Origin of the sequence: Companilactobacillus paralimentarius DSM 13238 = JCM 10415, from assembly GCF_001434985.1 — a bacterium.
GTDB classification, from domain to species: domain Bacteria; phylum Bacillota; class Bacilli; order Lactobacillales; family Lactobacillaceae; genus Companilactobacillus; species Companilactobacillus paralimentarius.
In genome coordinates this window covers 22,458-48,354 of the sequence record NZ_AZES01000051.1, presented here as the reverse complement: position 1 = coordinate 48,354, position 25,897 = coordinate 22,458, and the positions used below count along the sequence as shown (strand labels likewise).

At 35.5% G+C, this 25,897-nt stretch carries 27 protein-coding genes and 1 pseudogene; 15 read left to right on the top strand and 13 right to left on the bottom strand.

Annotation, left to right across the window (positions count from 1 at the left end; translation table 11 throughout):
• Positions 1–84 precede the first annotated feature (84 nt).
• The gene (locus FD33_RS05465) at positions 85–642 is read right to left on the bottom strand and encodes a magnesium transporter (protein ID WP_025084537.1); all 558 of its coding nucleotides are present in this window, start codon (positions 640–642) and stop codon (positions 85–87) included.
• Between the two features lie 369 nt (positions 643–1,011).
• Positions 1,012–1,335, bottom strand: a complete 324-nt coding sequence (locus FD33_RS05460) for a thioredoxin family protein (protein ID WP_034543812.1) — start codon at positions 1,333–1,335, stop codon at positions 1,012–1,014.
• A 165-nt stretch (positions 1,336–1,500) separates the two neighbouring features.
• Here FD33_RS05460 and FD33_RS05455 point away from each other — a divergent pair, with 165 nt between their 5' ends.
• On the top strand, positions 1,501–1,770 hold the full coding sequence (locus FD33_RS05455) for a metal-sensing transcriptional repressor (RefSeq protein WP_025084539.1): 270 nt from the start codon (positions 1,501–1,503) through the stop codon (positions 1,768–1,770).
• 121 nt (positions 1,771–1,891) lie between these two features.
• Here FD33_RS05455 and FD33_RS05450 read toward each other — a convergent pair whose 3' ends face one another.
• Together FD33_RS05450 and FD33_RS05445 are read right to left on the bottom strand one after the other, a co-directional pair.
• Complete coding sequence (locus FD33_RS05450; RefSeq protein ID WP_034543814.1) at positions 1,892–2,593, bottom strand: VIT1/CCC1 transporter family protein; 702 nt, start codon at positions 2,591–2,593, stop codon at positions 1,892–1,894.
• Between the two features lie 15 nt (positions 2,594–2,608).
• The gene (locus FD33_RS05445; RefSeq protein ID WP_025084541.1) at positions 2,609–3,298 is read right to left on the bottom strand and encodes a VIT1/CCC1 transporter family protein; all 690 of its coding nucleotides are present in this window, start codon (positions 3,296–3,298) and stop codon (positions 2,609–2,611) included.
• Positions 3,299–3,497: 199 nt separating this feature from the next.
• Here FD33_RS05445 and FD33_RS05440 point away from each other — a divergent pair, with 199 nt between their 5' ends.
• The 5 genes from FD33_RS05440 (at position 3,498) to FD33_RS05420 (ending at position 6,950) form a co-directional block, all read left to right on the top strand.
• Complete coding sequence (locus FD33_RS05440) at positions 3,498–3,962, top strand: Fur family transcriptional regulator (RefSeq protein WP_025084542.1); 465 nt, start codon at positions 3,498–3,500, stop codon at positions 3,960–3,962.
• Positions 3,955–4,377, top strand: a complete 423-nt coding sequence (gene arsC, locus FD33_RS05435; RefSeq protein WP_025084543.1) for an arsenate reductase (thioredoxin) — start codon at positions 3,955–3,957, stop codon at positions 4,375–4,377. The genes FD33_RS05440 and arsC overlap by 8 nt, the downstream gene beginning before the upstream one ends.
• A gap of 197 nt (positions 4,378–4,574) precedes the next feature.
• A complete protein-coding gene (locus FD33_RS05430; protein ID WP_025084544.1) occupies positions 4,575–5,480 on the top strand; it encodes a metal ABC transporter solute-binding protein in 906 nt (301 codons plus the stop codon).
• 2 nt (positions 5,481–5,482) lie between these two features.
• A complete protein-coding gene (locus FD33_RS05425) occupies positions 5,483–6,148 on the top strand; it encodes a metal ABC transporter ATP-binding protein (RefSeq protein WP_034543816.1) in 666 nt (221 codons plus the stop codon).
• 4 nt (positions 6,149–6,152) lie between these two features.
• Positions 6,153–6,950 carry a metal ABC transporter permease gene (locus FD33_RS05420; RefSeq protein ID WP_056955825.1) on the top strand — a complete coding sequence of 266 codons (798 nt, stop codon included), beginning with the start codon at positions 6,153–6,155 and terminating at the stop codon, positions 6,948–6,950.
• 130 nt (positions 6,951–7,080) lie between these two features.
• On the opposite strand, the gene FD33_RS05415 is transcribed toward FD33_RS05420, so the two are convergent.
• On the bottom strand, positions 7,081–7,512 hold the full coding sequence (locus tag FD33_RS05415) for a Fur family transcriptional regulator (protein WP_025084547.1): 432 nt from the start codon (positions 7,510–7,512) through the stop codon (positions 7,081–7,083).
• 171 nt (positions 7,513–7,683) lie between these two features.
• Between FD33_RS05415 and FD33_RS05410 the strand changes: the two genes are divergently transcribed.
• From FD33_RS05410 to FD33_RS05385, 7 genes and pseudogenes are all read left to right on the top strand, one after another.
• Complete coding sequence (locus FD33_RS05410; protein WP_025084548.1) at positions 7,684–8,376, top strand: response regulator transcription factor; 693 nt, start codon at positions 7,684–7,686, stop codon at positions 8,374–8,376.
• The gene (locus FD33_RS05405; protein WP_025084549.1) at positions 8,373–9,752 is read left to right on the top strand and encodes a sensor histidine kinase; all 1,380 of its coding nucleotides are present in this window, start codon (positions 8,373–8,375) and stop codon (positions 9,750–9,752) included. The genes FD33_RS05410 and FD33_RS05405 overlap by 4 nt, the downstream gene beginning before the upstream one ends.
• 474 nt (positions 9,753–10,226) lie before the next feature.
• Complete coding sequence (locus FD33_RS13025) at positions 10,227–10,721, top strand: AMP-binding protein (RefSeq protein ID WP_034543818.1); 495 nt, start codon at positions 10,227–10,229, stop codon at positions 10,719–10,721.
• Positions 10,678–11,718: an AMP-binding protein gene (locus FD33_RS13020; RefSeq protein ID WP_034543820.1), complete on the top strand. Its 1,041-nt coding sequence runs from the start codon at positions 10,678–10,680 to the stop codon at positions 11,716–11,718. The genes FD33_RS13025 and FD33_RS13020 overlap by 44 nt, the downstream gene beginning before the upstream one ends.
• Before the next feature lie 3 nt (positions 11,719–11,721).
• Positions 11,722–12,531: an ABC transporter permease subunit gene (locus FD33_RS05395; RefSeq protein WP_025084550.1), complete on the top strand. Its 810-nt coding sequence runs from the start codon at positions 11,722–11,724 to the stop codon at positions 12,529–12,531.
• 93 nt (positions 12,532–12,624) lie between these two features.
• A pseudogene (locus FD33_RS05390) lies at positions 12,625–13,257 on the top strand (ABC transporter ATP-binding protein); the annotation flags it as partial.
• Between the two features lie 100 nt (positions 13,258–13,357).
• Positions 13,358–13,768 carry a protein-export chaperone SecB gene (locus FD33_RS05385; RefSeq protein WP_025084552.1) on the top strand — a complete coding sequence of 137 codons (411 nt, stop codon included), beginning with the start codon at positions 13,358–13,360 and terminating at the stop codon, positions 13,766–13,768.
• 47 nt (positions 13,769–13,815) lie between these two features.
• On the opposite strand, the gene FD33_RS05380 is transcribed toward FD33_RS05385, so the two are convergent.
• The 6 genes from FD33_RS05380 to FD33_RS05355 form a co-directional block, all read right to left on the bottom strand.
• On the bottom strand, positions 13,816–14,304 hold the full coding sequence (locus FD33_RS05380; RefSeq protein ID WP_051564092.1) for a helix-turn-helix domain-containing protein: 489 nt from the start codon (positions 14,302–14,304) through the stop codon (positions 13,816–13,818).
• A gap of 198 nt (positions 14,305–14,502) precedes the next feature.
• Complete coding sequence (locus FD33_RS05375; protein WP_025084553.1) at positions 14,503–15,036, bottom strand: helix-turn-helix domain-containing protein; 534 nt, start codon at positions 15,034–15,036, stop codon at positions 14,503–14,505.
• Between the two features lie 177 nt (positions 15,037–15,213).
• A complete protein-coding gene (locus FD33_RS05370; protein ID WP_025084554.1) occupies positions 15,214–16,191 on the bottom strand; it encodes an aliphatic sulfonate ABC transporter substrate-binding protein in 978 nt (325 codons plus the stop codon).
• Entirely contained in the window at positions 16,188–17,705 is a 1,518-nt protein-coding gene (locus FD33_RS05365) for an AMP-binding protein (protein ID WP_025084555.1), read from the bottom strand. Before FD33_RS05365 ends, FD33_RS05370 begins: the two co-directional genes overlap by 4 nt.
• Entirely contained in the window at positions 17,662–18,861 is a 1,200-nt protein-coding gene (locus FD33_RS05360) for an acyltransferase (RefSeq protein ID WP_056955824.1), read from the bottom strand. The genes FD33_RS05365 and FD33_RS05360 overlap by 44 nt, the downstream gene beginning before the upstream one ends.
• Before the next feature lie 254 nt (positions 18,862–19,115).
• Positions 19,116–19,841 (bottom strand): GntR family transcriptional regulator, encoded by a 726-nt coding sequence (locus FD33_RS05355; protein WP_025084556.1) that lies wholly within the window; start codon positions 19,839–19,841, stop codon positions 19,116–19,118.
• Between the two features lie 144 nt (positions 19,842–19,985).
• Here FD33_RS05355 and FD33_RS05350 point away from each other — a divergent pair, with 144 nt between their 5' ends.
• Complete coding sequence (locus FD33_RS05350; RefSeq protein ID WP_082603700.1) at positions 19,986–21,356, top strand: glycoside hydrolase family 1 protein; 1,371 nt, start codon at positions 19,986–19,988, stop codon at positions 21,354–21,356.
• Between the two features lie 15 nt (positions 21,357–21,371).
• Positions 21,372–22,691 carry a PTS sugar transporter subunit IIC gene (locus FD33_RS05345; protein ID WP_025084557.1) on the top strand — a complete coding sequence of 440 codons (1,320 nt, stop codon included), beginning with the start codon at positions 21,372–21,374 and terminating at the stop codon, positions 22,689–22,691.
• Positions 22,692–22,747: 56 nt separating this feature from the next.
• Here FD33_RS05345 and FD33_RS05340 read toward each other — a convergent pair whose 3' ends face one another.
• Both FD33_RS05340 and FD33_RS05335 read right to left on the bottom strand, forming a co-directional pair.
• Positions 22,748–24,337, bottom strand: a complete 1,590-nt coding sequence (locus tag FD33_RS05340; protein ID WP_025084558.1) for an ATP-binding cassette domain-containing protein — start codon at positions 24,335–24,337, stop codon at positions 22,748–22,750.
• A gap of 181 nt (positions 24,338–24,518) precedes the next feature.
• Positions 24,519–25,853, bottom strand: a complete 1,335-nt coding sequence (locus FD33_RS05335; protein WP_025084559.1) for a PTS sugar transporter subunit IIC — start codon at positions 25,851–25,853, stop codon at positions 24,519–24,521.
• Positions 25,854–25,897: the final 44 nt, after the last annotated feature.

Here is a 25,897-nt window from a genome sequence, read left to right as displayed (position 1 = left end):
ATATGACAATATACCACGTTTTACTGATGAAAGACGGTCAAATTCAAAGTATTCGTAATGATTTGAGCAAATCAAACTATCTTCTCATACACTCTTTAAACTTGAAAAATCACCCATAAAACTATTAATTTCCTTAACTATTTTTTCCTTATCATAAGCATAATCCCTGGCGGCGTTCAAATAGATCTTTTTATCATCAGTAGTTGTAATCTCGATGCCTACAGGATTCTTCATCATTGATAAACGTGAATAGAAAATACTATAAGCATTAGAAAATGGAACCATTGAAGGAAGTTCTGTTTGATTTTTAACATCCCCCATTAATTTAACCAACTTTATTTGAGATTTCTTGACGGTATCCATTTTGGCAAAGCTTGGAAAAAACATCATAACTAATCTCTTTTTAGGACTAGCCATATTATTGTATTTAAGAGTTTCCCCATCGAATTGCCAGTAACTGAACAATTCGGGTAGCTCAGGATAATAGTGAGCAAAAAATATAATACTAAAGAAACAAAGCCCAACAAAGAGACCTACCCAGCCATTTTGAAAGAACACATAAGCAACATTTCCAGGTATAAAGCCAACAAACAAACTAATTAATAATGGTCTGAAATTTACTTTTTTTCCAAATTGCATCATAATAATCGCCTCTATATATTTTTCAGGATCATTATAGCACCAGCACTTGTAATCGATTACAAGAAAATTTTCTATTTATTTACGTACCAATAGTACCTTTTTAGGACAAAAAAATAGACAAACCCGCCTACTGATTTGCCCATAATTTATTACTTATATTCGTCTAATTTTAGTGTATTTCTTATATTTATATTTAAGTAGTCTTTATATTTATTGGTTTAACAATTTCTTTGGAGAAACTTTTTATTCTGGAGTCAATTAGTTCTATTTTAAATAACCATGTATAGTGCAAACGAGCTATGCAAATCAGATTCCTGTGCAAGACCAACTATCTCAGTCCTCAGGAGCTGAACGCCTTTGCTCCGCTCTCTACATATATTTCTCTAACTCTAATCGGAACTTCTCCTCTGGTTGATATCCAACCATGCGTCCTACTATGTTACCATCTTTCTTGATGATAAATGTAGGGATTCCTTGAATTCCAAAGTTATTTGGTGTGTCTGGATTATGATCTACATTCATTGATGTAAATTTAATCTTGTCGCCTAACTCATCTGTTGATGATAACTTTTCAAGAATTGGGTTCATCATTTTACATGGAGGACACCAGTCTGCATTAAAATCTGTAATGACTAGGCCTTTGCTTGTCTCGTCATTGAATGTCTTATCTGATAATTCTGTAATATTAGCCATCATTCAATCTCCTTCTCATATCTATGTAAAATAATATACCCCCTAGGGTAATTTTTGGCAACTATTTTGTTTTATCAATGATTGTAGAAAAAATAAAGCAATTATTTGCTACCCGGTACCCGCATAGGTATAATTGGAACATGAAATCAATTTGGGAGGTTACTTATGACACAAACGCCCGAAGAAGTCGCTAGTAAAAAGATTATTAGTCGTCTTAAACGTTCTCGTGGTCAACTTGATGCTGTACTTAGGATGATGGACGAAGGTAAGGCTTGTAATGAAGTCCTTATGCAATTGTCTGCTGTTAAGTCTAGTGTTGATAAAGCTATGAAATTGGTTATCGCACAAAATATTCGTCGTAATTCCAATTGTACTGACGAAAAACAATTGGCTGAATTACAAAAATCTTTAGATCTCATGTTGAAGACAAAATAATAGGATGCTACCCTTTCTTCTTTTGATTGGGTGCATCCTATTTTTTCTTCTATTTTGGAATAACCAATGTACTTGGCAATATAGTGGAAACGAGCTGGGCGTCCTTGCTTCGCTCTTTGTTTTATAGCATTAATCCAACTGAATAGTGTATTGCCATAGTAATTATTCCTACAATAACATTTCTAATAATAGCAGTCTTAACTAATCCGTCTCCTAACTTTGCACTTAAATATCCGGTTAAAGCGACTGATAATGTTACAGCTAAAATTGTTCCTGGCCACTTTATTGTTGCAGGTAATAATGTCATTGCTACTAATGGGAAAATTCCACCTGATGCTGCTGATACTAGTGATGAAAATGCAGCATCCCATGGGCTCATATAATGTCCTAATTGTAGATCATACTTGACTCTTACTACTGTTCCTAGGGCATCTTTTTCCATTAATTCTTTGGCAATGCTGTCAGCAGTATTCTTTTTAACGCCACGTTCTACGTAGTAATTGGCTACTACATCTAATTCGTCTTGATAATTGGTTTTGATCAATTCACGTTCTTTTTCAATTGCAGCTCTTTCAGTATCCTTTTGAGAGCTAACTGAGGCATATTCCCCAGAAGCCATTGAAAAAGCACATGCCAACAGATCTGACAAACCAGCAATAAAAATTGTAAATGTATTAGTTGTAGCAACGGCGACTGAAAACAGTACTCCGACAACGGTCAAAATACCATCATTGGACCCTAACACACCAGCACGAAGGGTATTCGAACGTTCCGCCATTGTTTTCTTTTGCTTCTTTGGTTTTGAAACTGACATAGTTTTCATTCTTCTTCCTCCTTACTAATGTGCAAATAGTGATCCAATCGCATAGGTTACAAACATAGTTAACAATCCTGAAACGACATTTCTAATAACAGCCTTGCTACGTTTAGCTCCACCAAGAGTTGCGGCAGCATATCCAGTAATCATTAAGGCGATAATAACAGCAATCACAGTTGCAAATAATTTAATACTTTGGGGAAACATCGTAATTGATACTAAGGGTAAAATTGATCCCGTTGGGAATGAAATCATCGAAGCCAATGCCGCCGCAATGGCACTTGTTTGTTCCTTGGGATTGAAACCGTATCTTTCACGAACCGCTACATCCAAAGGATCATCGCTCAACATTTCCGTTGTGGCTTGAGTGGCCAATTCTTTTGAAATACCCGTAGATTGATATTTATCACGAATATAACTAAATTCTTCATCATAATGGCCATCTAATTGAGCAGATTCCTTTTCAATAGCACGTTTCTCAGTATCACGTTGGGTACTTACAGAAACCCATTCGCCCATTGCCATTGAAATAGTTCCGGCTAGCATACCGGCAATTCCAGATAGGAAAATAGCATGATTATTGCTTTGTGCACTAGCAACACCGATAACGATACCAGCAACGGAAATAATTCCATCGTTAGCGCCCATTACACTGGCACGCATTACGTTGATCTTCTCGGCCAAACTTTGTTTCTTCTTTGTTTTAGGCATGGTACTCACTCCTTAATTTTTCATTACATTGGAATGGTTCTCATCTATTAACGAGTACATAATACCTCTTATTTTCTGAAAAGTAAACTGTTCACGTCATTAAAATGGTTTCACAATTAAACTCAAATTATTGCCATTTTTCAAACTTTAGTAATATAATTACTTTGTAATGATTCTCAAGTAGAAAGGAAGATTGCTCATGGCTAGTAATGCCGTAATGGAAGAAACGTTACAAATCCTAAAGGATCACAAGCTTCGGGTTACTCCCCAACGTCACATTATCTTGGCCTACTTAGTTAGCCATCATAATCATCCTACTGTTGAAATAATTCGTGATGCTTTAGGTAAGGAATTACCCAATATGGGGGCATCTACGATTTATAATACCCTCAATACTTTCGTTGACCATCATTTAGTCGTGGAACTTCAGAATGGTGATGGAAGTACTCATTATGATTACTTCGGAACACCCCATTACCACGCTATTTGTACTAATTGTGGACGTATTGTAGACGTTACGTATCCAGGATTCAGTGACACCGAAAAAGGGCTCGAAAAAAAGACCGCTGAAATTTCCGGATACATGATTTCTGGTAATCATATGGAAGTTTATGGTCTCTGCCCTGAATGTCAAATTAAACTAGGAATAAAAAATAATGAATAAAAAATTATATTTTCTTTGTTCCGGAAACTCCTGTCGGAGTCAAATAGCTGAAGGTTATGCTAAGAAATATTTGCCAACATGGGACGTTAGAAGCGCTGGTATCCGTATCGGTGGTCTCAATCCATTAGCTGTAAAAGTTATGGCGGAAGATGGCGTTGATATTTCACAACAAACATCCAAATTAATCGATAATGATTTTATGAATCAAGCTGATCTTGTCATAACACTTTGTGGTGAAGCACGTGATAAATGCATTATTCCCCAGTCAACTCGTTGGTTACATTGGCCCGTCAATGATCCTGCTGAAAGTACTGGTGATGAGGCCGAGGTCATGGAGGATTTTCGTGACGCTCGTGATGACATCAAAAGTAGGATAATCAAGTTAGCTAAAAACATTCAAAAATATTCTGAATAAATAAAAGAAGTCTGTCAGTTGAATTACGAATTGGCAGGCTTTTTTGGTACATAATTTTAGGATTGCATCCCTTTTTGTGCTATAAGGAGCTTATAATTATTTTTTGTTAATGACGTAAATGATAAATATTATCATTTACATTTAAAGACACTTAATTTATGATTGAATAGTAATATTTATCATTAAGGAGTTTAAAAATGAATTTAAAAAAATACCGCCTATTAAGTTTCTTACTTCTCATCTTTCTATTTGTTTTAGCTGGTTGTTCAAATAAGACCGCCACTAAATCCAACGATTCCAAAATTAAAATCGTTACCACGACTGATTTTTACGCTGAAGTTGCTAAAGCAGTCGTTGGAGATAAAGGAACCGTTACTTCTATTATTAATAATCCTGCAATCGATCCTCATGATTATGAGCCAACCACTAATGTAGCCAAGCAAGTCAGCAATGCAGATATCACTGTTGCTAACGGCCTAGGCTATGATTCTTGGATGAACAAACTAAATCAAAATGACAATAGTACTTTCATCAAAATTGGTGAAAACGTCATGAACAAAAAAGTCGGCGACAATCCTCATATTTGGTACAAACCACAAACCATGCCTAAGTATGCTAAATATTTAGCCAAAGAATTAGCAAAAAAAGATCCTGATGACAAAACTTATTTTGAAGATAATGCTCAGAAATACATCAGTTCACTTCAACCCGTTCAAAACGAATTAACAAAATTGCGTCAGAAGTCACAAAATTCCAAAAATAAAAATGTTTATGTCAGTGAACCAGTTTTCGATTATTCACTTAAATCAATCGGCTTTAAAGTTGCCAATAAATCTTTTGAAAAAGCTATTGAAAATGGCACGGATCCTACTCCAGCCAATATCAAACAGATGAATCAAGGTATTAAAAATAAAAAAATTGCCTTCTTAGTTTTCAACACACAGACTGACAGCAAAATTATCAATAATTTCGTTAAAAAGGCTCAGGCTAATGATATTCCCGTTCTAAAAGTTACAGAAACCCTTCCTAAGGGTAAAACTTACAAACAGTGGATGCTGTCACAATATAAGGACCTCAACAAAATTTTACAAAGTGAGAAATAATTATGATCAAAGTAGAAAATTTATCAAAAAGATTCGGTAATCAATTAGTTTTTGAGAATTTAAACTTTCAAATCAACGATGGTGATTTCATCAGCTTAGTTGGTCCTAATGGTTCAGGTAAGACCACCCTTGTCAAAATAATTATTGGTTTAGAAAAACCTTCTAGCGGTACCATTCAGACTTCCAGTCAAACGATTGGTTACGTTCCGCAATTCCGAAATGTCGATTCTGACTATCCACTTAGTATCGAACAATTCATTCGTTTGAATTTGAAAGTAACACTAAATCCTGAAAAACGCCGTCAAAACAATCTTTTAATTAAAACTATTCTCAAAAGAACTGGTCTAACGGAAATCAAGGATCGACCATTAGGTTTGGCCTCTGGTGGTGAGAAACAAAAAGCTTATCTGGCTCAAGCACTATTGAATGATCCTAAAATCTTAATTTTGGATGAATCGACAGCCAGTTTAGATGTAGAAGTCAAAACCCAACTGATGGATTTAGTTCAAGAGTTGAACCATAAGTACCATATAACTGTCATTTTCATTACTCATGATTATGATTTAACAAAGAAATACACTAAAAAGGCTCTTCTCTTTAAAAATAAGACGATTGAACCTATCGATGTGCAAAAGGTTTCTAAAGATATGTTCGAGATGGAGGGATAATTTTATGTTTGGATATGAATTTATGCGTGAGGCTTTTATTGCCAGTACTTTTATTGCAATAACAGCCGGATTAGTAGGTGTTTTCGTAGTTTCGAGAAACATGTCCTTTCTTTCTCACACATTGTCAGAAATAGGTTTTGCTGGAGCATCATTTGGTATCTTAATCGGCATTTCTCCCTTAGCGGGAATGATCCTTTTCACTCTAGTTAGTTCAATTGCTGTTGGTAGTTTAAGCAGTGAGTCATCCCGTCGTGAGGCTTCAATCAGTGCTATTTCTTCATTGTTTATAGGTTTAGGAATTCTTTTTCTATCGTTATCCTCTGAATCAAGCAGTTATGCCACAAATATCCTGTTTGGAAGTATCGTTGGTATCAGTGCTAAAGAAGTTCATCAACTACTGATTCTAGCCATCTTTGTTATTTTGATCTTCATCATCTTTTACAAGCCACTATCCTTCGATTCTTTTGATCACATTGGTGCTCAAGCCGCTGGACTTAAAACTAAATTACTCTCAATTACTTTCTTAATTACCTTGGCTTTGAGTGTAAGTATCGGTGCACAAATCGTTGGTTCATTATTAGTCTTTGTACTATTAACATTACCAGCCGCTACTGCTAAATATATAGTTCACTCGGTACCTAAAATGATTATTGTTTCCGTTGGACTCTCATTAATCGGAGTTTGGTTAGGATTATACTTGGCATTTATAACAAACTGGCCCGTAACCTTCTTTATCTCAACTTTTGAAGTAATTGCTTACTTCTTAGGTCTAAGTTATAAGAACTGGCGCTTGAGCCACTAAATATAATTTAAGGGTTCCAGAGTGATATTTGGAATAAAATAACAGCACTTATTTAGGAACGTATATATTTACGTTTATCCTAAATAAGTGCTGTTTTAAATTTCTAAACTAGAATAACAATCTGTTTACTTTATGCTTCTTTTTTCTCCAATTTCTTAGTACAGTCAGCACACAATCCATAAACTTCTATGGCATGCCCCTCAACTGTATAACCTGGTAATTGATCGGTGAAAAATTCAATTGGACAAGCCTTCAGCTCTGTTACCCGGCCACAATTTTTACAGACAAAATGGTGGTGATGACGGTGTTCAAAATCACATTGATACTTTACCAGTGTTTTATTTTTTTCCTGATACTCAACCAATCCAATATCCGCAAATTCTTTTAGATTACGATAAATTGTATTATTGCTCATGCCAGGATAGAGATTGCGCATGTAATTGGCAATATCGTTGATGGCAACGTAATGAATTGTAAAATTTTTCAGATAACTAATTAAGTCTGTTCTCTGTTTAGTTACCTTGTAGTTATTCTTCTTGAGAATCTCAATTGCTTTTTCCATTTAAGTCATCCTTTTTAACTGATCAATTGGTAGTGTAACATAAACCGATTCAAAAAAATGCTATATTCTCTTACCACTCAGTAAAGTTAAAGACTAACCAATTGGAATTTTTAGCTTTCTTTATTAAAAGGTGTTTATAATAAACTAAATAATTATTTGGGAGATTTGTTAATGAAAAACACGATTTTAATTGTTGAAGATGAACGTAGTCTTTCGAGTTACGTTAGTAAAGAATTACAATTTGAGGATTTTAAAACAGTTATCGCTAATGACGGTGCTGAAGCTATGGACTTATACGAAAAACATCAAAACGACCTGTTACTGATTCTCTTAGATTGGATGTTACCTAAACTCGATGGTATGGAAGTTTTACGTCGTATCAGAAAGCATGATCAGGTTCCCGTTATCGTTATGACGGCTCGTGATTACATTGGTGACAAAGTTGCCGGATTAGATAATGGTGCTGACGACTACATCACCAAACCTTTTGAAATCGAAGAATTACTAGCAAGGGTTCGCGTTATTCAAAGACGTGCTGAACATCTATCAGAACCTGACCAAACTTATCAAATTGCTGATTTGATTTTGAATACTAAGTCACATCAAGTAACTCGAAGTGACGAAATTGTTCAACTAACTAGACGTGAATACGATCTTTTGCTATTCTTCCTTCAACATATTGGCAAAGTTTTCACTCGTGACGAATTACTTGATAACGTCTGGGGTGAAGATTTCTTGGGTCAACAAAATGTTGTTGATGTTTATGTCGGTTACTTACGAAGTAAAATCGATGGCAAAAAAAATAAACCTCTTATTCAAACTATCAGAGGCGTTGGTTACTCACTTGAGGATGTGACAGAATGAATGACAAGCAACTCACTTATCAAGAACTAATTAACAACGGCATTAAGAAATTAGTCATTATCATTACTTTATCAATCAGTGCCTTAATCTTAATTATTGTTGGTGTACAACAATCCCTGATGACAGTTCATGAGGCTCAAGGGCAAATGATGAGTTTGAATCGAGCTAACATTGACGATATTCCTAGTTTTATCCACTGGAATAATCAAAATAATCGTCATTCCAAACAAAATACCGTTATCAGAGTCAAAACTAATAAGTCATCTATCACTGCAACATCAGGCCGGGAGGGACAAGTTATTATGACCTCCTCGGCTTCCAAGAAATTTATTGCTCAAAAGAAATTCAGTATTTTTGGCAAAAATGTTGTTTACGTCAAAAGTTTTGGATTCTTTTTATTCTTTTCACAAAAGGACTCTAATACAACTTATCAAATTTGGGTCAGTTTAAATCGATTGATCAATAGTTTAATTCTCTTAATAATCATTATCAGTATTGTTGTCTTCATTACGTTAGGTTTTGGAACCTGGTGGGCACATCAATTAGCCGCCAAATTAAGTGCTCCTACCATTCAATTAGTCAAAGAAACTAAGAATACGACTAAAAATTCTGAAGTTGATCAGCCTACTTTAGAAGTACCACAGAGTCCACAAGAAATTCACGAGTTAGGTAACGCTTTTAATGAATTACTGACTGCCCAAAATCAACGATTACAGCGTGAAAAAGACTTTGTCTCCAACGCCTCACATGAATTGCGTACACCAATTGCGGCAGTTCGAGGCAATATCAATTTAATCAAACGTCATGGTGACAAACATCCCGAAGTCATTCCTGAATCACTCGATTTCATTGACGAGGAATCCTTAAGAATGCAGAATTTAATTGAGAATCTCTTACACCTATCTCGAGCCGATCGAGCCAAGGTTATTCTACAGGATGAAAACTTATCAGAGATCACTGAACAAATTGGCCAACACTACGAACCTTCGATCCCTCACAAAATGATTTTAGATATTGATCCCAATTTACATATCTCTGGAAACTCTGATACTTTGAAACAAATTATTGTAGCTCTTTTAGACAACGCCAATAAATATTCTGATGACAATACCCCTATTAACTTAAGTTTAAAGGATATTAATAATAAAGTTGAATTATCGGTTACTGATCTTGGTATGGGTATTCCTGATGATCAGAAGAAACTTATTTTCCAAAGATTCTACCGGGTTGATACCTCTCATTCTAACGAAATCAAGGGTAGTGGTTTGGGACTATCTATTGTGGCACAACTGGTCAAATTGAATAACGGTACTATTGAAGTTTTGGATAATCATCCTCGCGGTAGTATTTTTAAAATTATTTTTGATAAAATCTAATCCTTTCTGGGATTGGATTTTTTTATTGGTTAGATTTTACAGTAGCTACTAAACAAAGCGGGATTTAGTCTGGAGCAACAAGAAATTTGGCTCAGTTATGAGATTTCCTTAGCGATTTATTGCTTAGAGAATGATTGAACTCAGAGATCCATTAAATAATTAGCTCTAAGTCGGCCCATGGCGTTCCAGCCAAATTTTCTTTTTGCGGAGGACGGCAGTGTTCTATTTTTTTATTGATTTAGATCTTCTCGGTCTGGCTACTTTTCTCAAGTATGCTGCTTAAATGGATTCCACCGATCCATTTCTTCCGGTTTGCTACAGTCCTGAAATTTCCGAGTCTGTGGAATCCTCTCCTCTTTCTAAGATCTTCTTATAAAAACCTTATCGAAACTAAGTAGTTACTTCTCTATCTTCCTTGTAAACTATGTTTATTCAATCGAACAATTAAACAAGTGAAAGGACTTGGTATTACTTATGTCAGAACTTACAGAAAGATTAAAACAACAATTAATTGCTGGCTCTTCTCGTCCTTTGATGCAAGATGCTGGTCAGCACTGGTACTCTGGTAGTCAACTTAACTTAGAAGAAAATGTTTGGAAAAACTATTGGCAAAACAAAGGAATTGGTCATAACGATATCGTCTTAGTTGCTTTGTCTAATTCGGTTTCCTACTCTATCGTTATTCAAAGTCTTTGGGACATTGGTGCTATTGTACAACCCATTAATCCGGTTTCTACTGAAATTCAAATTAGTGAACTGGAAGATCAATATAATTATTCAGCAATTATTCTTAATGAAGATATTAAAGAACTATCTATCTTAAAAGATACTTTTACTAATCAACCCCGTTTAACCACTTTACATGAACCTGAAGTACAAATTTTTATCCGCAACAAACACATTGCACATCTCAATGAAACTCCCGATGATGATCATCATGCATACTTCTGGTACAACAGGGAAACCTAAACGGGTCGGTTTAACACACCATCAACTCTTAGCTGGTGCTTTCCACGTCATTGATAGCGAGTTACTCACTAGTCACGATAGCACTTTTATCTTGATGCCAATGTTTCATATCAATGCTTTGGTTATCTCCAACCTAGCTACTCGTCTATCTCATGGACAGTTACTCTTCCGTCCTAAATTCAGTGCCCACTTATTCTGGAAAGAAGTCAGTAGTGAAAAGGTAACTTGGGTCTCACTCACACCAGCTATTATCGCCATTCTGCTACAGCGTGACCAACAACCAACTGACAACAATCTGAGATTTCTCAGAACCGCTTCAGCACCGTTATTGCCTAGTACTCACGAGGAATTCAATCGTCGTTTCAACGTTCCTTTAATTGAAAGTTACGGTATGACTGAAGCAGCTAGCCAAATCGCTCAAAATCCGTTGGACCGGCCTCTTCAAAATAGTGTTGGTTTGCCAGTTGGTACTGAATTAAAGATTCTCGGTACCAATTATGAAGAGATGGCTGTCGGTCAAGTAGGTGAAATTGCCATTAAAGGTGAAAGTATTATTACACACTATCTCGATCCTCAACCTGAAGCTTTCCATGATGGTTGGCTTTTAACCGGAGATCTGGGTTCCTTGGATGAAGATGGTTATCTCCAAATTTCTGGCCGTAGCAAAGAAATGATTATCCGTGGTGGTGAAAATGTAAATCCGCTTGCCGTTGAAGATTGTCTTAACGTTTTGAAATTTGTCCGTGAAATGGCCGTAATTGGTGTTCCTGACAAAATCTACGGTGAGACTGTTACTGCTGTTATTGTCCCAACTGAAATCAGTCAAGATCATCGACACCAACTCGCATTGTTGAATGAATTAGCAAATGAGCAGTTATTACCTGTTGAACGTCCCACAAAGTATATCTTTAGTAGTCAATTACCAAAGAATGCTACTGGAAAAATTCAACGTACACTTCTAGCTCAAGAAGTGACTCAACAATTAAAGGAGGCTTAGTCGATGCAAGATTCTTTGACCATAGCACGCAAAAAGAGGAAGTTCGTTCTTCCCGTAACTAAATTATTACCATTTCTCTTGCCGATTATTCTAATTCTTTTTTGGCAGGTCAGTTCTACTTTAGGTTGGTTATCAAGTTCCGTTTTACCATCACCTCTAGCGGTGCTTCAAGATGGAATCAAGCTAACCCAAAGTGGTGAACTGCCTAAAAACTTAAGTATCAGTCTTTATCGTGCAACTGTCGGTCTTTTGATTGGTGGTGGAGTTGGTTTTATCCTCGGATTTATCAACGGAATGTCAAAGACTTGTCGTTTACTATTCGACTCCTCTATTCAGATGTTTCGTAATATCCCTCATTTGGCACTTATCCCATTAATTATTTTATGGCTTGGTATCAATGAATCAGCCAAAATCTCTCTAGTGGCTATTGGAACAATGTTCCCAGTCTATATCAATACATTCCACGGTATCAGTTCCGTCGATCCCGACTTGATTGAAATGGGAAAATCTTATGAACTCTCCAAAAGCCAAATGTTCTTCAAAATTATTTTCCCAGCTGCCTTACCACAAATTCTTGTTGGTATCCGTTATGCCTTAGGTGTGATGTGGACTACATTAATCGTCGCCGAAACTATTTCAGCCAGTTCTGGTATTGGTTATATGGCTAATAATGCTGAAGATTTCATGGATATGGAAACTGTTATTTTATGTATTGTCGTCTACGCCATCTTAGGTAAAATTTCTGACTTAGTCGCTAAAAGCTTTGAAAGTTTACTACTAGAATGGCAAACAACTGGAAGGAGCAACGTTTAAATGAATAAAAATTCAATGATTGAAATTAAAAATGTTAATAAAATGTATCAAGATCTAACCGCTTTGGAAAATGTAAACCTCAATATTAATCAAGGTGAATTCATTGCCTTAGTTGGTATGAGTGGTGGCGGTAAAAGTACCCTCTTAAGGTTGATCGCTGGATTAGAAAAACCAACTAGTGGGTCGATCACTGTTGGTGAAGACAACTCTCGCTCCATTATGAGAATGATGTTCCAAGAAGATCGTTTACTTCCCTGGATGAATGTTTTAGACAATTTATCATTTGGCTCTAAAGATAAAAATACTAAAGCACATGCCAAAGAATTATTAGATCTTGTTGAATTGGGCGATTACGCCGATCACTTTCCTAATCAATTATCAGGTGGTCAAAAGCAACGAATTGCCCTAGCTAGAGCATTGATGACTAATCCTAAAGTTTTATTGTTAGATGAGCCACTCGGCGCATTAGATGCCTTAACTAGAAGAAAAATGCAGGATTTGATCCTTGATGTTTGTCAAAAACAGCATCTTACAACTATCCTTGTAACCCACGATGTCGATGAAGCTGCTCGTATGGCCGACCGCATCGTCGTTATGAAAGAATCAACTAATTACTATGAAGAAGATTGTCCTAAGAATCGTAATGCTGGTCAAATCGGTATTGTAGCCGATCGAGTCCTCAACGAAATTCTAGGTGAAAAGGAAATTCAAAAACAAACCGCTTAAAAAGTCGACCCTTCAAGGTCGATTTTTTTATTGGAATGGCAGATAAATATCGTTTTTTTCGGCAACGTGCTAAACTTACGAAAATGAATGGAGGAGAATCATGAATAAAATTGATCGATATTTAGAATTTGATGATCCCACTGTTTCGGAATTCGATCTCAAAGTTAACGAACAGTTCGACATCGTCGACGGCCTCGAACAATTAGATATTAAAACTATGATCGAAATGCCTCCGGAATTAGAAATAGATTGGAGCTCAGCTGTTCCAGTTTACTTAAGTCTTTTCGTCAATCTTGATCAAGACCAGGTACCATATAAAATATCTAGTAAAATATCTTCGTATTTTAAAGTTGATGATGACATATCCAATGTTGACGCTTTGCAAATTTTACAAACAGATGCTGCAACGATTTTACTATCTTATTTACGCCCATTAGTCTCAATGATGACTGCAGCAAGTGGTTTCCCAGCTATGACACTTCCCATGATTGACTTTAATTCTGAAGATTAACGATAATAGCCCCAACAACTCGATTTTGAGCTATTGGGGCTATTTCTTTAAACATTTTTCTGTAATCTAATCGATTCCTGTAAGAAACCACTAAAGATTCCCATAATAAATGGCACTACAATCGTAACTAATAATAATATTCCAAAAATCACGGTCTTCTTATTAAGACTTTCATTAAACTTCTTTCGATTAATGCTATTGGCAAAGAGAATAAAAAATATTAAAGAGAATCCTGACATCCAATCACTCACATCATCCATGGATATTCCCGTTCCATAAATAATTGCCAGAGCAATAGCTACGAATACGAGTCCCGTAATGACTATTGTTTCAAGCTTGGTCAACCTAATCTTTCCATCATCTTTAAGTTTATCCATTAGAGCAACATCTCCTTTGATTAACTCATCCAAAGAGACACCAAATATTTCACTAATGGCAATTACGTTAGCAAAGCTAGGCAACGTCGTTCCATTTTCCCACTTTGAAATCGATTGTCTGGTTAAATGAAGTTTCTCTGCCAATTCGTTCTGTGACATATGATGTGATTTTCGCTGTTTTTGTAACTAATCACCAATCTTCATTTTGGTGCCCCCTTTATTTAGTTACAATTCTAGATGTAATTATCTAATTGGACGAGAACCTAGAGGTTGCTTTTACTTTGTCACTTAAATATACAAAAAGAATCGACCTAAAGTCGACTCCTTTATAAAAAATACATCGTTATGCATTCGTTATTAACTACCGTAAGAAATACCTTGATCTATTCCTTTAATAATTTCAGGAGTAGCATGCATAATCTGAGGTATCAAAAATAAAGCTAATAGTAATATGCCAAAAATAACTGCTCTTTTATTGAGTGATTTATTGAATAATTTCCATTTAATATTAGTTAAAAAACCAATACCAGTAACTAATTCAAATAACGAAATCCAATCCATCATCTCATGTGAAGTAACTCCATAAAAATAACAAACTCCTAAGACTATAAATGCCAACACAAATCCGACCGTAATAATTGTTTCTACTTTGGTTAATCCTATCTTTTCATGCTCAAATTTATTGATTAATGCCGGATCCTCTTTAATAAGCTTGTCCAAAGAAATATCAAACAAATCACTTATAGCAATCACATTGGTGAAACTAGGTAAAGAAGTTCCATTTTCCCATTTAGAAATTGCTTGACGAGAAATATTTAATTCAGCTGCTAAATCCTCTTGTGACATATTATGTTGCTTACGTTGATCCTGTAATTGTTTGCCTATTTTCATTAAGTCCACCTCGTTTAATATTTAAAAGCATATCTTAAGTGGATCTCATTGAACAGAAACCCTCGGTTGCAATTACAATAAAGCTCATTTTTATCGTTATACTATAGTGATAGGTTGTTTTTAACATTATAACAAAAAAGCCGACTATTTAGTCGACTTCCTTAATTCAATATTATTCTACTTATAATCACCTGAATCGCTAATAGTTACTTTATTATCGATCAGTCCTGCATCATAGAAGGTATCAGCAATCTTTTGTTCTTCCTTAGCATAAGTAGCATTCATAGTGTAGATACCATAAGTACGGCGTTCTACCATTTTCTTGACTACTGCTTTAGAAACTTTCAAGGACTTACTCATCATCGTTATGAGTTCGCTATGGTTGTTGTTAGCCCATTGCATATCCTCTTCTAGATACTTAATTAAATATTTAGAAACCTCAGTATTTTCCTTAGCATAACTTTGTGTTGATAATACATAATCACGATTATTCGTTATTCCAGAACCATCAACTAGTACTTTGGCATTCTGATTAGTTTCAGCTTGTGAAGTGTAAGGATCCCAAGTGGCCCAAGCATCTACCTTACCTTTAGAAAAGGCTACACTGGCACTTGATTGGTCCATATTGACCCAAGTAACATCACTAGCACTCATTCCAGCTTTCTTCAAAGCTGCCAATAACATGTACTGTGAACTAGTTCCTTTGGTATAAGCAACCTTCTTACCTTTCAGATCTTTTATTGAAGAAATACTTGAAGATTTCTTAACCAGGATTCCTGAACCTTTGGCTTTAGAAGATCCAGCCGCTACATAGGTCAACTTAGTCCCTGTTGATAAGGCTGAAACTGGAGGTGTATCACCTGTTCTAGCGTAATCGACACTACCTGCTTTCAAAGCTTGCATTAGAGAATTACCATCTTGAAACTCTTTGAAGACCACTTTATAACCTTTAGTCTTCATCTTCTTAACAAATTCACCACGTTGTTTGGCAATATCGAAAGGATCACCCTTTTGATAACCAATTGTCACTGTTTCTAGGCCTGAACTAGAACTACTTGTATCAGTCTGTTTAAAGCCATACAAGGCAACCACGGCCCAGAAAAGTAGAACAACACTGATTAAAATTTTCTTTAGAGTTCTTTTTCTTTTATTCATGCACGCTTACCTACTAACGCTGACATTACTTGTTCACGTAACTTCAAGCGAATTACTTTGCCAGTAGCATTACGAGGATAATCCTTTACAAAGAAAATTCGTGTTGGTTGTTCATAATTCGCCAAGCTAGCTTTGGCATGCGCCATAATCTTGCGACGCTCCAATTCTTCATCCTGATCTCCACGAGTGATGACAACTGCCGTAACGGCCTCACCATATAGAGTATCAGGAGTTCCAATAACTGAAACCTCTCTGACAAAATTTAATTGGCTCAGAATATTTTCAACCTGGGCAGGCGCAACTTTTTCACCACCGTGATTGATAATGTCCTTCTTACGACCTTTAACAAAAAGATAACCGTCATTATCGAGATAACCTAAATCACCAGTTAAGAACCAACCATCTTTAAATGAATCTGGATGTGGATCTAAGTAATCACTAATAACATGGTCACCTTTAACCACGATTTCACCTAATTGATTACTTTCAGATACCACTTTTCCATCAACCATAATAGCGACATCAGTCTTAAAGGCTTTACCCGCTGAACCAACTTTAGGTGCATCGAAAGGATTAATTGTACATTGACTAGCAGTCTCCGTCATACCGTATCCTTCAAGAATTCTCGTATGGAATTTAGTTTGAAATTCAGTTAATTTATCAAGTGGTAAAGCAAATGATGAACATCTTACAAAACGTAATTTAATATCATTACTATAAGCCGCTAGAGAATTTTTATTTATCAATAGAATATTTACAATTGTTGGAACAACTGAAACCCATGTAACGCCGTTATCACGAATCTGATTCCAAAATTTGGAAGCACTAAATTTCTCAGTTACAACAATTTTTCCACCAGACAATCTAGTCGAAAGAATTGAAATAGCTTGAGCATTGATATGAAACATCGGCATAACTATCATTGTTGTGTCATGTTGGTTCATTTGGTGACTTTCAATATCATGTTCTGCAGCATTCTTCAAAATACGATGCGTCAACCCAACTCGCTTGGGCTTGCCTGTAGTACCAGAAGTATTGAGGATCAAAGCTAGATCATCTTCCTTTGGAAGTGCAGCTTCGTGGCCCATCAATTTACGATCACGAATGATGTGTAAAATTGAGTAAGTTTGTAAATGTAACGCCGTTACAATAGTCATTCTTTCATCCAGAACAGCATTAACCAAGTTTTCGCCTACAATTGAGGCCACGTAATCATGATCACTCAATTCTTGTTGTAGTTCTCTTTCAGGTGTCGTGGCCGAAATAGGATGCATAATTGCGCCCACTTCCCAAAGAGCTTGTGTTAAGACCGGATAAGCGGCCGTATTTGGTAAACATACCAAGACGACATCACCTAATCCTATGTGCAAGTCGATCAACGTCTTTTTTAAATCATTAACGTCTTCTCCAAACTCAAGCCCTGTGAACCATTTATTTGTGGTCTCATCTTTAATAATTTTTTCATTTTTATTATTCTTTAACTGTTTGTTTAATAGATTCGTTATTTCTGACATATTTTTTAACTCCTTTTTTTAAATGCCATTGTGGACGTCCAATTAATACTCCAAATGGGGGAACTTTGTAGCAGAACCATGAAATAAGAAAGGCTCCGCCTAATACAAATGCGTATCCTAATGGTAATAGCAACAACATGACGATTGATGGAACTTTAACCATGCTGAGAATCCCATATAACAATGTAATTGGAATTGTTTGTACCAAGTAGATTCCAAAGGATACTTTGGCCATATTACTTACCATACGATCAATTATCTTTGGTAATCCATTGTTTCGAGCATGAGCATATTGCCGCCCAATCCAGAAAACAAAGGCAATCATGAACGTATCGTAGATGAAGATAAACGGTTGATGAATCGATTCAGTTGCGCTCATACTTAGTTTTAGAATGTTCTGGTTACCAAAGAATAAGAACACTGTTCCAATAGCCATAACCAAAGTTGACCAACCAATCACACGATGATTTTTTTCAATAAACTTATCTACCTGATCATAATGAATCGCCACAAAGGCTCCGGCTATAAAGTAGAATTGATAAACCAAAACGTTCATTCCATAAGCTCTAAATAAGTACCACCAACTGTCACGGTCGACACCTGGCAGCCAGTACTTGATTCCTATCACTAATAACAGTTGAATGATTGCACTAGCTGCTAGAATAGCAGTGTGATGCTTTGGTAATTTTTTAAACATATAAACTATCAATGGGAAAATTAGATACAACTGGAACGTTACTAAGATGTAATACATGTAATACTTGTTTCCATGAATGATGGCATCAATTAAATTTTTATAATAATCCGGCCAACTTATCGCTACACCAGCTGTAACGGTAGCAAACCACATTAGGATTGCATTCCAACCAATGTAAGGTATACCAACACTGATATAACGTTTTTTCCAAAAGTGTAGCCAATGATTATCGCGATTATAATAATTTAGAACCAAAACGAGTCCGGTCATAAACATAAAACCCATTCTGGTAAAGTGAAGCATCAAGTGGGTTGCTTCGATAAATAATTGACTACCTGAACCATTGCCGACATTATTCTTAAAAGCTGTTGTCGTATGGTTAAGTAGAACTCCGCCGATAAAGAGAACTCGCATTAAATCGACTTCATATAGGTATTTCTTTTTCTTCTTCGTTGCCAAGAGTTCACCTCTATTGCGATTATTTACTTGCTGTTAAAAAGCATAGTTAAGTTATAGCATCGCAACGGTGGTATGGTCTTGATGATTAATTAAGGTTAAAATAAGAAATTCTTAGATACGTGCCGTCCTCCACAAAAAGCCCGATTGGTCTGGACTAATGAGTTGTTCTATTATTTGTTACCAAAAATAAAAAAAGAGTGTTCATATCAACCAATATTTACATTGGAAATGATATGAACACTCTTTTATTTTTATTAAAAATCACTTTTATGTGAAAGAAATACCCTATAACCACCAGTGTCATAAGATCTATCCGTCGAAGACTTTTCAAATGGAGTTCCATCGTCTAAATAAACTACTTGGCTTACATTCAAAATTGGATCTGTTTTATCTATCTTCAGATACTTAATATCTTCACTATTAGGCTTTTTTGCCATAATGGTCCTATCTGCCGCACCGATTGTTAATTTCAGATCTTTTTGAATATAACCATAAATTGACTTATGCAAAACATCATCATTAACTCCCGGAATAACATTTACTGGCATCTTGGTGAATTCCAATGCATATGGTTCATCATCTACTATTCGCAATCTTTTTATATCATAAATTGCATCAGTAGCAGAAATCTTCAAATCCTTTTGTTCATCATCATTAGGGTATCTCAAATTAAATTCAATTATTTTACTAACTACCTTGTGATCCTTCCCTAATAGACTTGAAGTACCAACGTACTGATCTACACCAATATCCATGTTAGCAATACTGTCAGCATTATTTTTCACATAAGTTGCTGAACCTTGTTGACTATAAACGTAACCCTTAGTTTTTAATATTGCCAATGATTTTTGTAGTGTCATTCGACTCGTTGAATATTCTGTTGCCATCGTCTTTTGATCAGGAAGTGGATTGCCCGATTTGTAAATACCAGATCTAATTTTTTCTATGATATCGTTAGCTATTTCCTCATATTTCGACATAGTTTTCTAACCTCAATATTATCTTTAACTATATAATACCCGTGTTTATCTGGTTTGAAAACGTGATAATCCAATTTAATAATTTGGGTTTACAAGTTAACTGTAAGCGCGTACAATTTGTGTTGTAAAAGGAGGATAATTTTTATGAATGAATTAAGAAAAGATTTTTTATGGGGCAATTCAACCTCTAGTATGCAAACAGAAGGGGCTTATAACGAAGGCGGCAAAGGTAAATCTGTTTACGATATTCGTAAGGCTACTGATGATGCTTCAGATTGGAAAGTCGCTATTGATGAATATCATCGTTATCCAGAAGACATCAAATTGATGAAAGAAATGGGTATGAATTGTTACAGATTCCAAATTTCATGGAGTCGTGTTAACCCCGAAGGTGACGGCGATTTTAATGAAGAAGGTATCAAATTTTACAATGATTTAATTGATGAATTATTGGCTAATGATATTCAACCAATGATTTGCTTGTACCATTTTGATATGCCACTACATCTTGCTGAAAAATATAATGGTTTCGTTAGTCAGCATGTAGTTGATGCTTTTATCCGCTATGGAAAGGAAATGCTCAAACGTTTTGGTAGCAAAGTTAAATACTGGATCACTTTCAACGAACAAAATCTTTACAGTGTTCCTGAAGCTTTCAAAATTAGTGGTTACAAAGGTGACAATTCAATTAGAGATCTATATCAAATTCAACAACACGTATTCCTTTGCCACGCTGCCATTGCTAATGAAGTTCATGAAAATTATCCAAATACACAAATTGGTGGCATGCTAGCCTATCAAGAAGTTTATCCTGCAACAGCATTACCTACAGATGTTGCCGCTACGCGTAAATTCCTAGAATTTGCAGATAACAACCTAATTCGTCTATTCACTGAAGGAAAATATTCCGACGAAGTTCTCCATTATATGAAATTAAATCAGCTCGATGATATTTTGGACCCTAAAGAAATGGAAATTATTTCTCATACTAAGAGTGATTTTATCAGTTTCAGCTATTATTCAACTTCAACTATCGACAGCACACTAATTCCAATAAATACCTGCCCTAACTTTTACAGTATCGAGGGTCATAAACCTAATCCTTATCTTTTAACTAACGAATGGGACTGGCAAATCGATCCATTAGGATTTAGAACTGTTTTAACCACTATTTCTAATGAAACACATCTTCCACTTTTCCCAATTGAAAACGGAATTGGCGTTAGTGAAAAATGGGACGGCAAGAATCCTATCAACGATGATTATCGTATTAGATACCACAGAGATCACATTCAAGCCATGAAAGATGCCGTAAGTATTGACGGTGTAGACGTCATGGGATACCTCGGTTGGGGATTGATCGACATTCCTAGTTCACAAGGAAATATGGAAAAACGTTATGGAATGGTTTACGTAAACCGTGGCAATCATGATCTTAGAGATATGAAACGAGTTCCTAAAAAGAGTTTCAATTGGTTTAAAGAAGTTATCAAATCAAATGGAAATATTTTATAGAATGGAGTGATCAAGATGGATGCTAGTAAAAGCAAAGGTCAAAAATTTTTAGATAAATTTGCTGCTGTATCCGCACGTATTGGATCTGAAGTTCACTTGAGATCATTACGTGATGCTTTCGCCGTTATCATGCCCCTATTCATCCTAGCTGGTGTTGGAGTTTTGATTAATAACGTTGTCTTTCCTAAACTGGCAAGTGGTACTACCCTAACCAATTTACAAGTTTGGGGAAACTTAATTTCTAACGGTACTCTAAACATTGCTGGTCTAATGTTAGCTCCTGCAATTGGATTCTGTTTGGCACGTAACAAAAGTTATAGTAATTCTATTGCCGCTGCTATTATTTCACTAGCTAGTTTAATTATGACAATGCCAATTTCATTAAGTGTAATTCCTAATGGTGCTAAAAAGGCCGTTGACGTATCTGGCATGCTTTCATTCAGTAATTTAGGAACAACTGGTATGTTCAGTGGTATTATCGTTGGTTTATTGGCTACCGAAGTATTTATTAAATTATCAAATGTTAAACATTTACAAATCAATTTAGGTGATAACATCCCACCTGCCGTATCTGCATCTTTTAATTCCTTAATTCCTGCTATTTTAACGGCCAGCCTATTTGCTTTAATTGCTGCACTTCTAGCCGTTTTTGGAAACACAGATCTTGTTACATTGATTACTAATGTTATTCAAGAACCTCTTAGAAAAGTTAATACCAGTCTATTTGGAATGTTGTTTATCTACTCGATTGGTAACTTTCTATTCACACTTGGTATTCACCAAACAGTTATCAATGGTACCTTACTTGATCCCGTCCTATTAATTAATATGAACAAAAACACAGCTGCTTTTGCTGCTGGACATCAAGCACCATACATTTTGACTAACACTTTCCGTGATACCTTCGGAATGATGGGTGGAACCGGATCAACAATTTGTTTATTGATTGCTATTTTCCTATTCTCCAAACAAAAATCAGGTAGAGAATTAGGCAAATTAGCCATTGCTCCTGGACTATTCAACATTAATGAACCAGTTATCTTCGGATATCCAATCGTCTTCAACATCCCTATGATGATTCCATTTGTATTAACTCCAGTTATCGGCATTCTAATCGCCTACTTCTGTACTGCAATTGGATTCATGAATCGAGTAGTCGTTATGGTTCCTTGGACCACACCACCACTATTATCAGCTTATCTGGCAACTGCCGGTGATTGGCGAGCCGTCCTAGTTCAAATAGTTACTATCATAATTGGCGTGTTCTTCTACTTACCATTTATGAAGATAAGTGAACGTGTCCAAGCAAAACAAGCTGAACAAGCATTAGATTAAAAAAAATCGTATTAGTAGAATCAATCTACTGATACGATTTTTTGCGTAATAAGCCATTAAACATTTTCCAAATTTATAGTTTGAGTAAAATACTTTTCGTTCTCTTTATTAAACTTATGGGCTACTTCGATTACCGTTCTCTTCTGGTCATCTAGCAAGTTTCTTTCTACTATTGAAGACGTATCATAATCCAACGCTGATGTACCTTCGTCTAATAGCGCAATCGGTGTTCCTTTAATATAATATCTTGCCAAAGCCACTCTTTGTTGCTGTCCTATCGATAGATTCGAGGCATCGTCCTGAACAACCGCATCATCATTATTAAGAAAATCAACTTTGGACATATTTAGGGAATTCTTGAAAAGTTTTTCTTCAATATTTTGTCTCCAAAGAGTCACATTATTCCTAATACTTTCAGCAAAAAGATATGGTTTCTGATCAATATATGTAATATTTCTATTTAATGATTTATAATCAATTTTCTTTAAATCTAAACCATCAATTAAAACTTGTCCTTCATAATTCTTAATCTGTCCACTAATTATCTTTAAGAGCGTGCTTTTGCCGACTCCACTATTTCCAGTAATCAGCACCTTTTCACCCTTATTTATTGATAAATTAAGATCTTTAAAAATATCCTTTCCACCAACCGAATAAGATAAATTTTTAATCTGGATATTCTTTTCAAAGCTTGGTAACTCTGATTGAGAATCCATAGCTTTCTTTTGTTGAGTTAAATTAACTTTCAATTTTTCTACAATAGAATTAGTTGCCTTAATTTGCGTATATTCACTGCCAATTTGAGATAACGAATTGAATAAAGTCGCTGCCAAATTACCGGTGGAGCTAATAGCTCCCATAGGGATTATTTGTCCAATTGCTAAAATACCGGTTAATAAATCTATTCCTACCTGACAGAAGATACTTATACTACCAATTGAATTCTCAACACGCTTAGAAGTCTTTGTATAATCAACTTTATTTTTCGAATATTGTCGAGCATATTTATTAACCAATTTGGGCAAAACTGACAAGCGATTATAACTATAAAGCACGTCGAATCCATTCAAAATATTAGAAATTTCACTATTTAAATTTTCATTGGAACTAGATAATTCTTCAGTAACCTTCCCCATTGGCTTAGAAAGTAAATTAGGCAAAGTCATGAGAATTCCTGCTAATACTACAGTTGCCGCCAGTAAATAGTAACTATAAAGAGCCAACGCAATCGCCGATGATATGACCGCAAAGATGCTGGACAAAACCAAGTAGAGATTGTTCAAATAATTCTTTTCAATCATCCCAACATCATTTGTATATTGGGAAATATATTGACCCGTATTCATTTTATGAAAATGTGAATAAGTATCTTCTGACATATCGGTAGCAATCTTCACACGCAGATCTGCACAAATCTTTTGAACAAATTTTTCTTGAAAGAATGCCTGATAGTAATCACTCAACAATAATAGAATCCATACTGCAAGATTGATTAAACACCAGAAAAACAATTTTTTGATATTCCTATCAAAAATAGCATTTGTCGAATATGTCAGTAAAACTGCCGTAATTGCCGATAATATTGCATTGATAATAATCCAAACTATATTTAAACAATGATTTTTAGTATTCAAATATTTCCCCATATAATCTCCCCACTTTCAGCACATTGTTTTCGTGCTTCCTTGGGCAATATATTATTACTCTCAATCATATAAATCAATATCAATGTTATAAATAATTTCATCATTTTAATTTATTTAACTGAGAGATTATAAAAAGACTCATGAGCTTACAATACTCATGAGTCTTTATTAACCTAATATATTAAGCTTTAGCACTAGCCTCAGCTTGTTCTTGTTTATAAAGGATTGCATCTTGTTTGTGTACAAATGGATAGTAAACAAAGAATGATGCGATAATGATGATAGCTTGCCAAATCATAACTTTCCAACCACCAATCAAGAATCCTGAAATTACTGGTGGTGTAGTCCATGGTACTTGTACACCATTCAAGTATGGTAAGATACCAATCTTAATTAAGAAGTATGTTGAAAGCATTGAAAATGTTGGCATGAACATAAATGGTAACAACATGATTGGATTCAATACAACTGGTAAGCCAAAGAGAATCGGCTCATTGATATTAAAGATAGCTGGAATAAATGCCAATTTACCAATACTCTTTAATTGTACTGACTTAGCGAAGAACAAAAGATAGACAGCTAATCCAAATGTCATTCCGGCACCCGTAACGGTACCAAATTGATCCATCAATGATTGTGTAAAGATATGTCCACCTAAGGCTTGGGTTACAACACCGTGAGCTTTAAAAATTTGAGCATTTTGGAGTGCATTAGCTTGTAGTAGTGGTCCCATAATTCCGCCAACAATGATGGAACCATGAACACCAAAGAACCACAAGAATGGTACCAAAATACCAACTAAGAAGACACCTCCGGCTGTATCGGTTATTCCTTGTAAAGGTGTTTGAATTGTTGTATAGATCCATTGTGTTACAGTTTCGTGTACTACTAAATCAAAGAAGATATAAACAAGTAAGAAGCCTGTCACGATTACAAAAGCTGGAATCAAAGCAATGAATGATTCAGCAACTGCGGGTGGTACGGCATCAGGTAATTTAATTGTTATATGATGTTTTAAAAACCAAGAGTAGATCCAACCTGTCAACAATCCAACTAAGATTGCAGCAATCATCCCTTGACCGCCTAGACAAGTTCTATCAATAAATCCACCTAACATTGTAGGTGCTTGTTTTGCAGCAATAACTGTTTTAGTACCATTCATAACTGCCGTAGTTGGACGCATAATCAGTAGAAAACTGACCAGAGCTGTCATTTCGGCTGGAAGTGGTTCGAACCCAGCATCTTTTGCCCAATTATAAGCAATACCAACAACGGCAAAGATTGCCATAACACCAAATGAAGCATTATAAGCCTGTGTCCAATATGGCGTTAGACCAACCTTATTCATCCAATTAGCAACCGCTGGAACTGGAAATGAACTCAGTAGCAAGAAAACAGAACCTACCATGATGAATGGCAAGGAAACTAACATACCATTTTTTATTGCGGTTATGACACGGGTATTAACAAATTTCATCATACCTGGCATAATCCTTTTATTGAACCAATCATTCATATTCTCACCCCCATCAGATAAAAATATTTAATATTTAAAATACT

Excerpts from the sequence above, each read along its gene's own strand:
- FD33_RS05465 (WP_025084537.1), bottom strand. The coding sequence starts at position 642 with ATGATGCAATTTGGAAAAAAAGTAAATTTCAGACCATTATTAATTAGT.
- FD33_RS05460 (WP_034543812.1), bottom strand. The coding sequence starts at position 1,335 with ATGGCTAATATTACAGAATTATCAGATAAGACATTCAATGACGAGACA.
- FD33_RS05455 (WP_025084539.1), top strand. The coding sequence starts at position 1,501 with ATGACACAAACGCCCGAAGAAGTCGCTAGTAAAAAGATTATTAGTCGT.
- FD33_RS05450 (WP_034543814.1), bottom strand. The coding sequence starts at position 2,593 with ATGAAAACTATGTCAGTTTCAAAACCAAAGAAGCAAAAGAAAACAATG.
- FD33_RS05445 (WP_025084541.1), bottom strand. The coding sequence starts at position 3,298 with ATGCCTAAAACAAAGAAGAAACAAAGTTTGGCCGAGAAGATCAACGTA.
- FD33_RS05440 (WP_025084542.1), top strand. The coding sequence starts at position 3,498 with ATGGCTAGTAATGCCGTAATGGAAGAAACGTTACAAATCCTAAAGGAT.
- arsC (WP_025084543.1), top strand. The coding sequence starts at position 3,955 with ATGAATAAAAAATTATATTTTCTTTGTTCCGGAAACTCCTGTCGGAGT.
- FD33_RS05430 (WP_025084544.1), top strand. The coding sequence starts at position 4,575 with ATGAATTTAAAAAAATACCGCCTATTAAGTTTCTTACTTCTCATCTTT.
- FD33_RS05425 (WP_034543816.1), top strand. The coding sequence starts at position 5,483 with ATGATCAAAGTAGAAAATTTATCAAAAAGATTCGGTAATCAATTAGTT.
- FD33_RS05420 (WP_056955825.1), top strand. The coding sequence starts at position 6,153 with ATGTTTGGATATGAATTTATGCGTGAGGCTTTTATTGCCAGTACTTTT.
- FD33_RS05415 (WP_025084547.1), bottom strand. The coding sequence starts at position 7,512 with ATGGAAAAAGCAATTGAGATTCTCAAGAAGAATAACTACAAGGTAACT.
- FD33_RS05410 (WP_025084548.1), top strand. The coding sequence starts at position 7,684 with ATGAAAAACACGATTTTAATTGTTGAAGATGAACGTAGTCTTTCGAGT.
- FD33_RS05405 (WP_025084549.1), top strand. The coding sequence starts at position 8,373 with ATGAATGACAAGCAACTCACTTATCAAGAACTAATTAACAACGGCATT.
- FD33_RS13025 (WP_034543818.1), top strand. The coding sequence starts at position 10,227 with ATGTCAGAACTTACAGAAAGATTAAAACAACAATTAATTGCTGGCTCT.
- FD33_RS13020 (WP_034543820.1), top strand. The coding sequence starts at position 10,678 with ATGATGATCATCATGCATACTTCTGGTACAACAGGGAAACCTAAACGG.
- FD33_RS05395 (WP_025084550.1), top strand. The coding sequence starts at position 11,722 with ATGCAAGATTCTTTGACCATAGCACGCAAAAAGAGGAAGTTCGTTCTT.
- FD33_RS05385 (WP_025084552.1), top strand. The coding sequence starts at position 13,358 with ATGAATAAAATTGATCGATATTTAGAATTTGATGATCCCACTGTTTCG.
- FD33_RS05380 (WP_051564092.1), bottom strand. The coding sequence starts at position 14,304 with ATGTCACAGAACGAATTGGCAGAGAAACTTCATTTAACCAGACAATCG.
- FD33_RS05375 (WP_025084553.1), bottom strand. The coding sequence starts at position 15,036 with ATGAAAATAGGCAAACAATTACAGGATCAACGTAAGCAACATAATATG.
- FD33_RS05370 (WP_025084554.1), bottom strand. The coding sequence starts at position 16,191 with ATGAATAAAAGAAAAAGAACTCTAAAGAAAATTTTAATCAGTGTTGTT.
- FD33_RS05365 (WP_025084555.1), bottom strand. The coding sequence starts at position 17,705 with ATGTCAGAAATAACGAATCTATTAAACAAACAGTTAAAGAATAATAAA.
- FD33_RS05355 (WP_025084556.1), bottom strand. The coding sequence starts at position 19,841 with ATGTCGAAATATGAGGAAATAGCTAACGATATCATAGAAAAAATTAGA.
- FD33_RS05350 (WP_082603700.1), top strand. The coding sequence starts at position 19,986 with ATGAATGAATTAAGAAAAGATTTTTTATGGGGCAATTCAACCTCTAGT.
- FD33_RS05345 (WP_025084557.1), top strand. The coding sequence starts at position 21,372 with ATGGATGCTAGTAAAAGCAAAGGTCAAAAATTTTTAGATAAATTTGCT.
- FD33_RS05340 (WP_025084558.1), bottom strand. The coding sequence starts at position 24,337 with ATGGGGAAATATTTGAATACTAAAAATCATTGTTTAAATATAGTTTGG.
- FD33_RS05335 (WP_025084559.1), bottom strand. The coding sequence starts at position 25,853 with ATGAATGATTGGTTCAATAAAAGGATTATGCCAGGTATGATGAAATTT.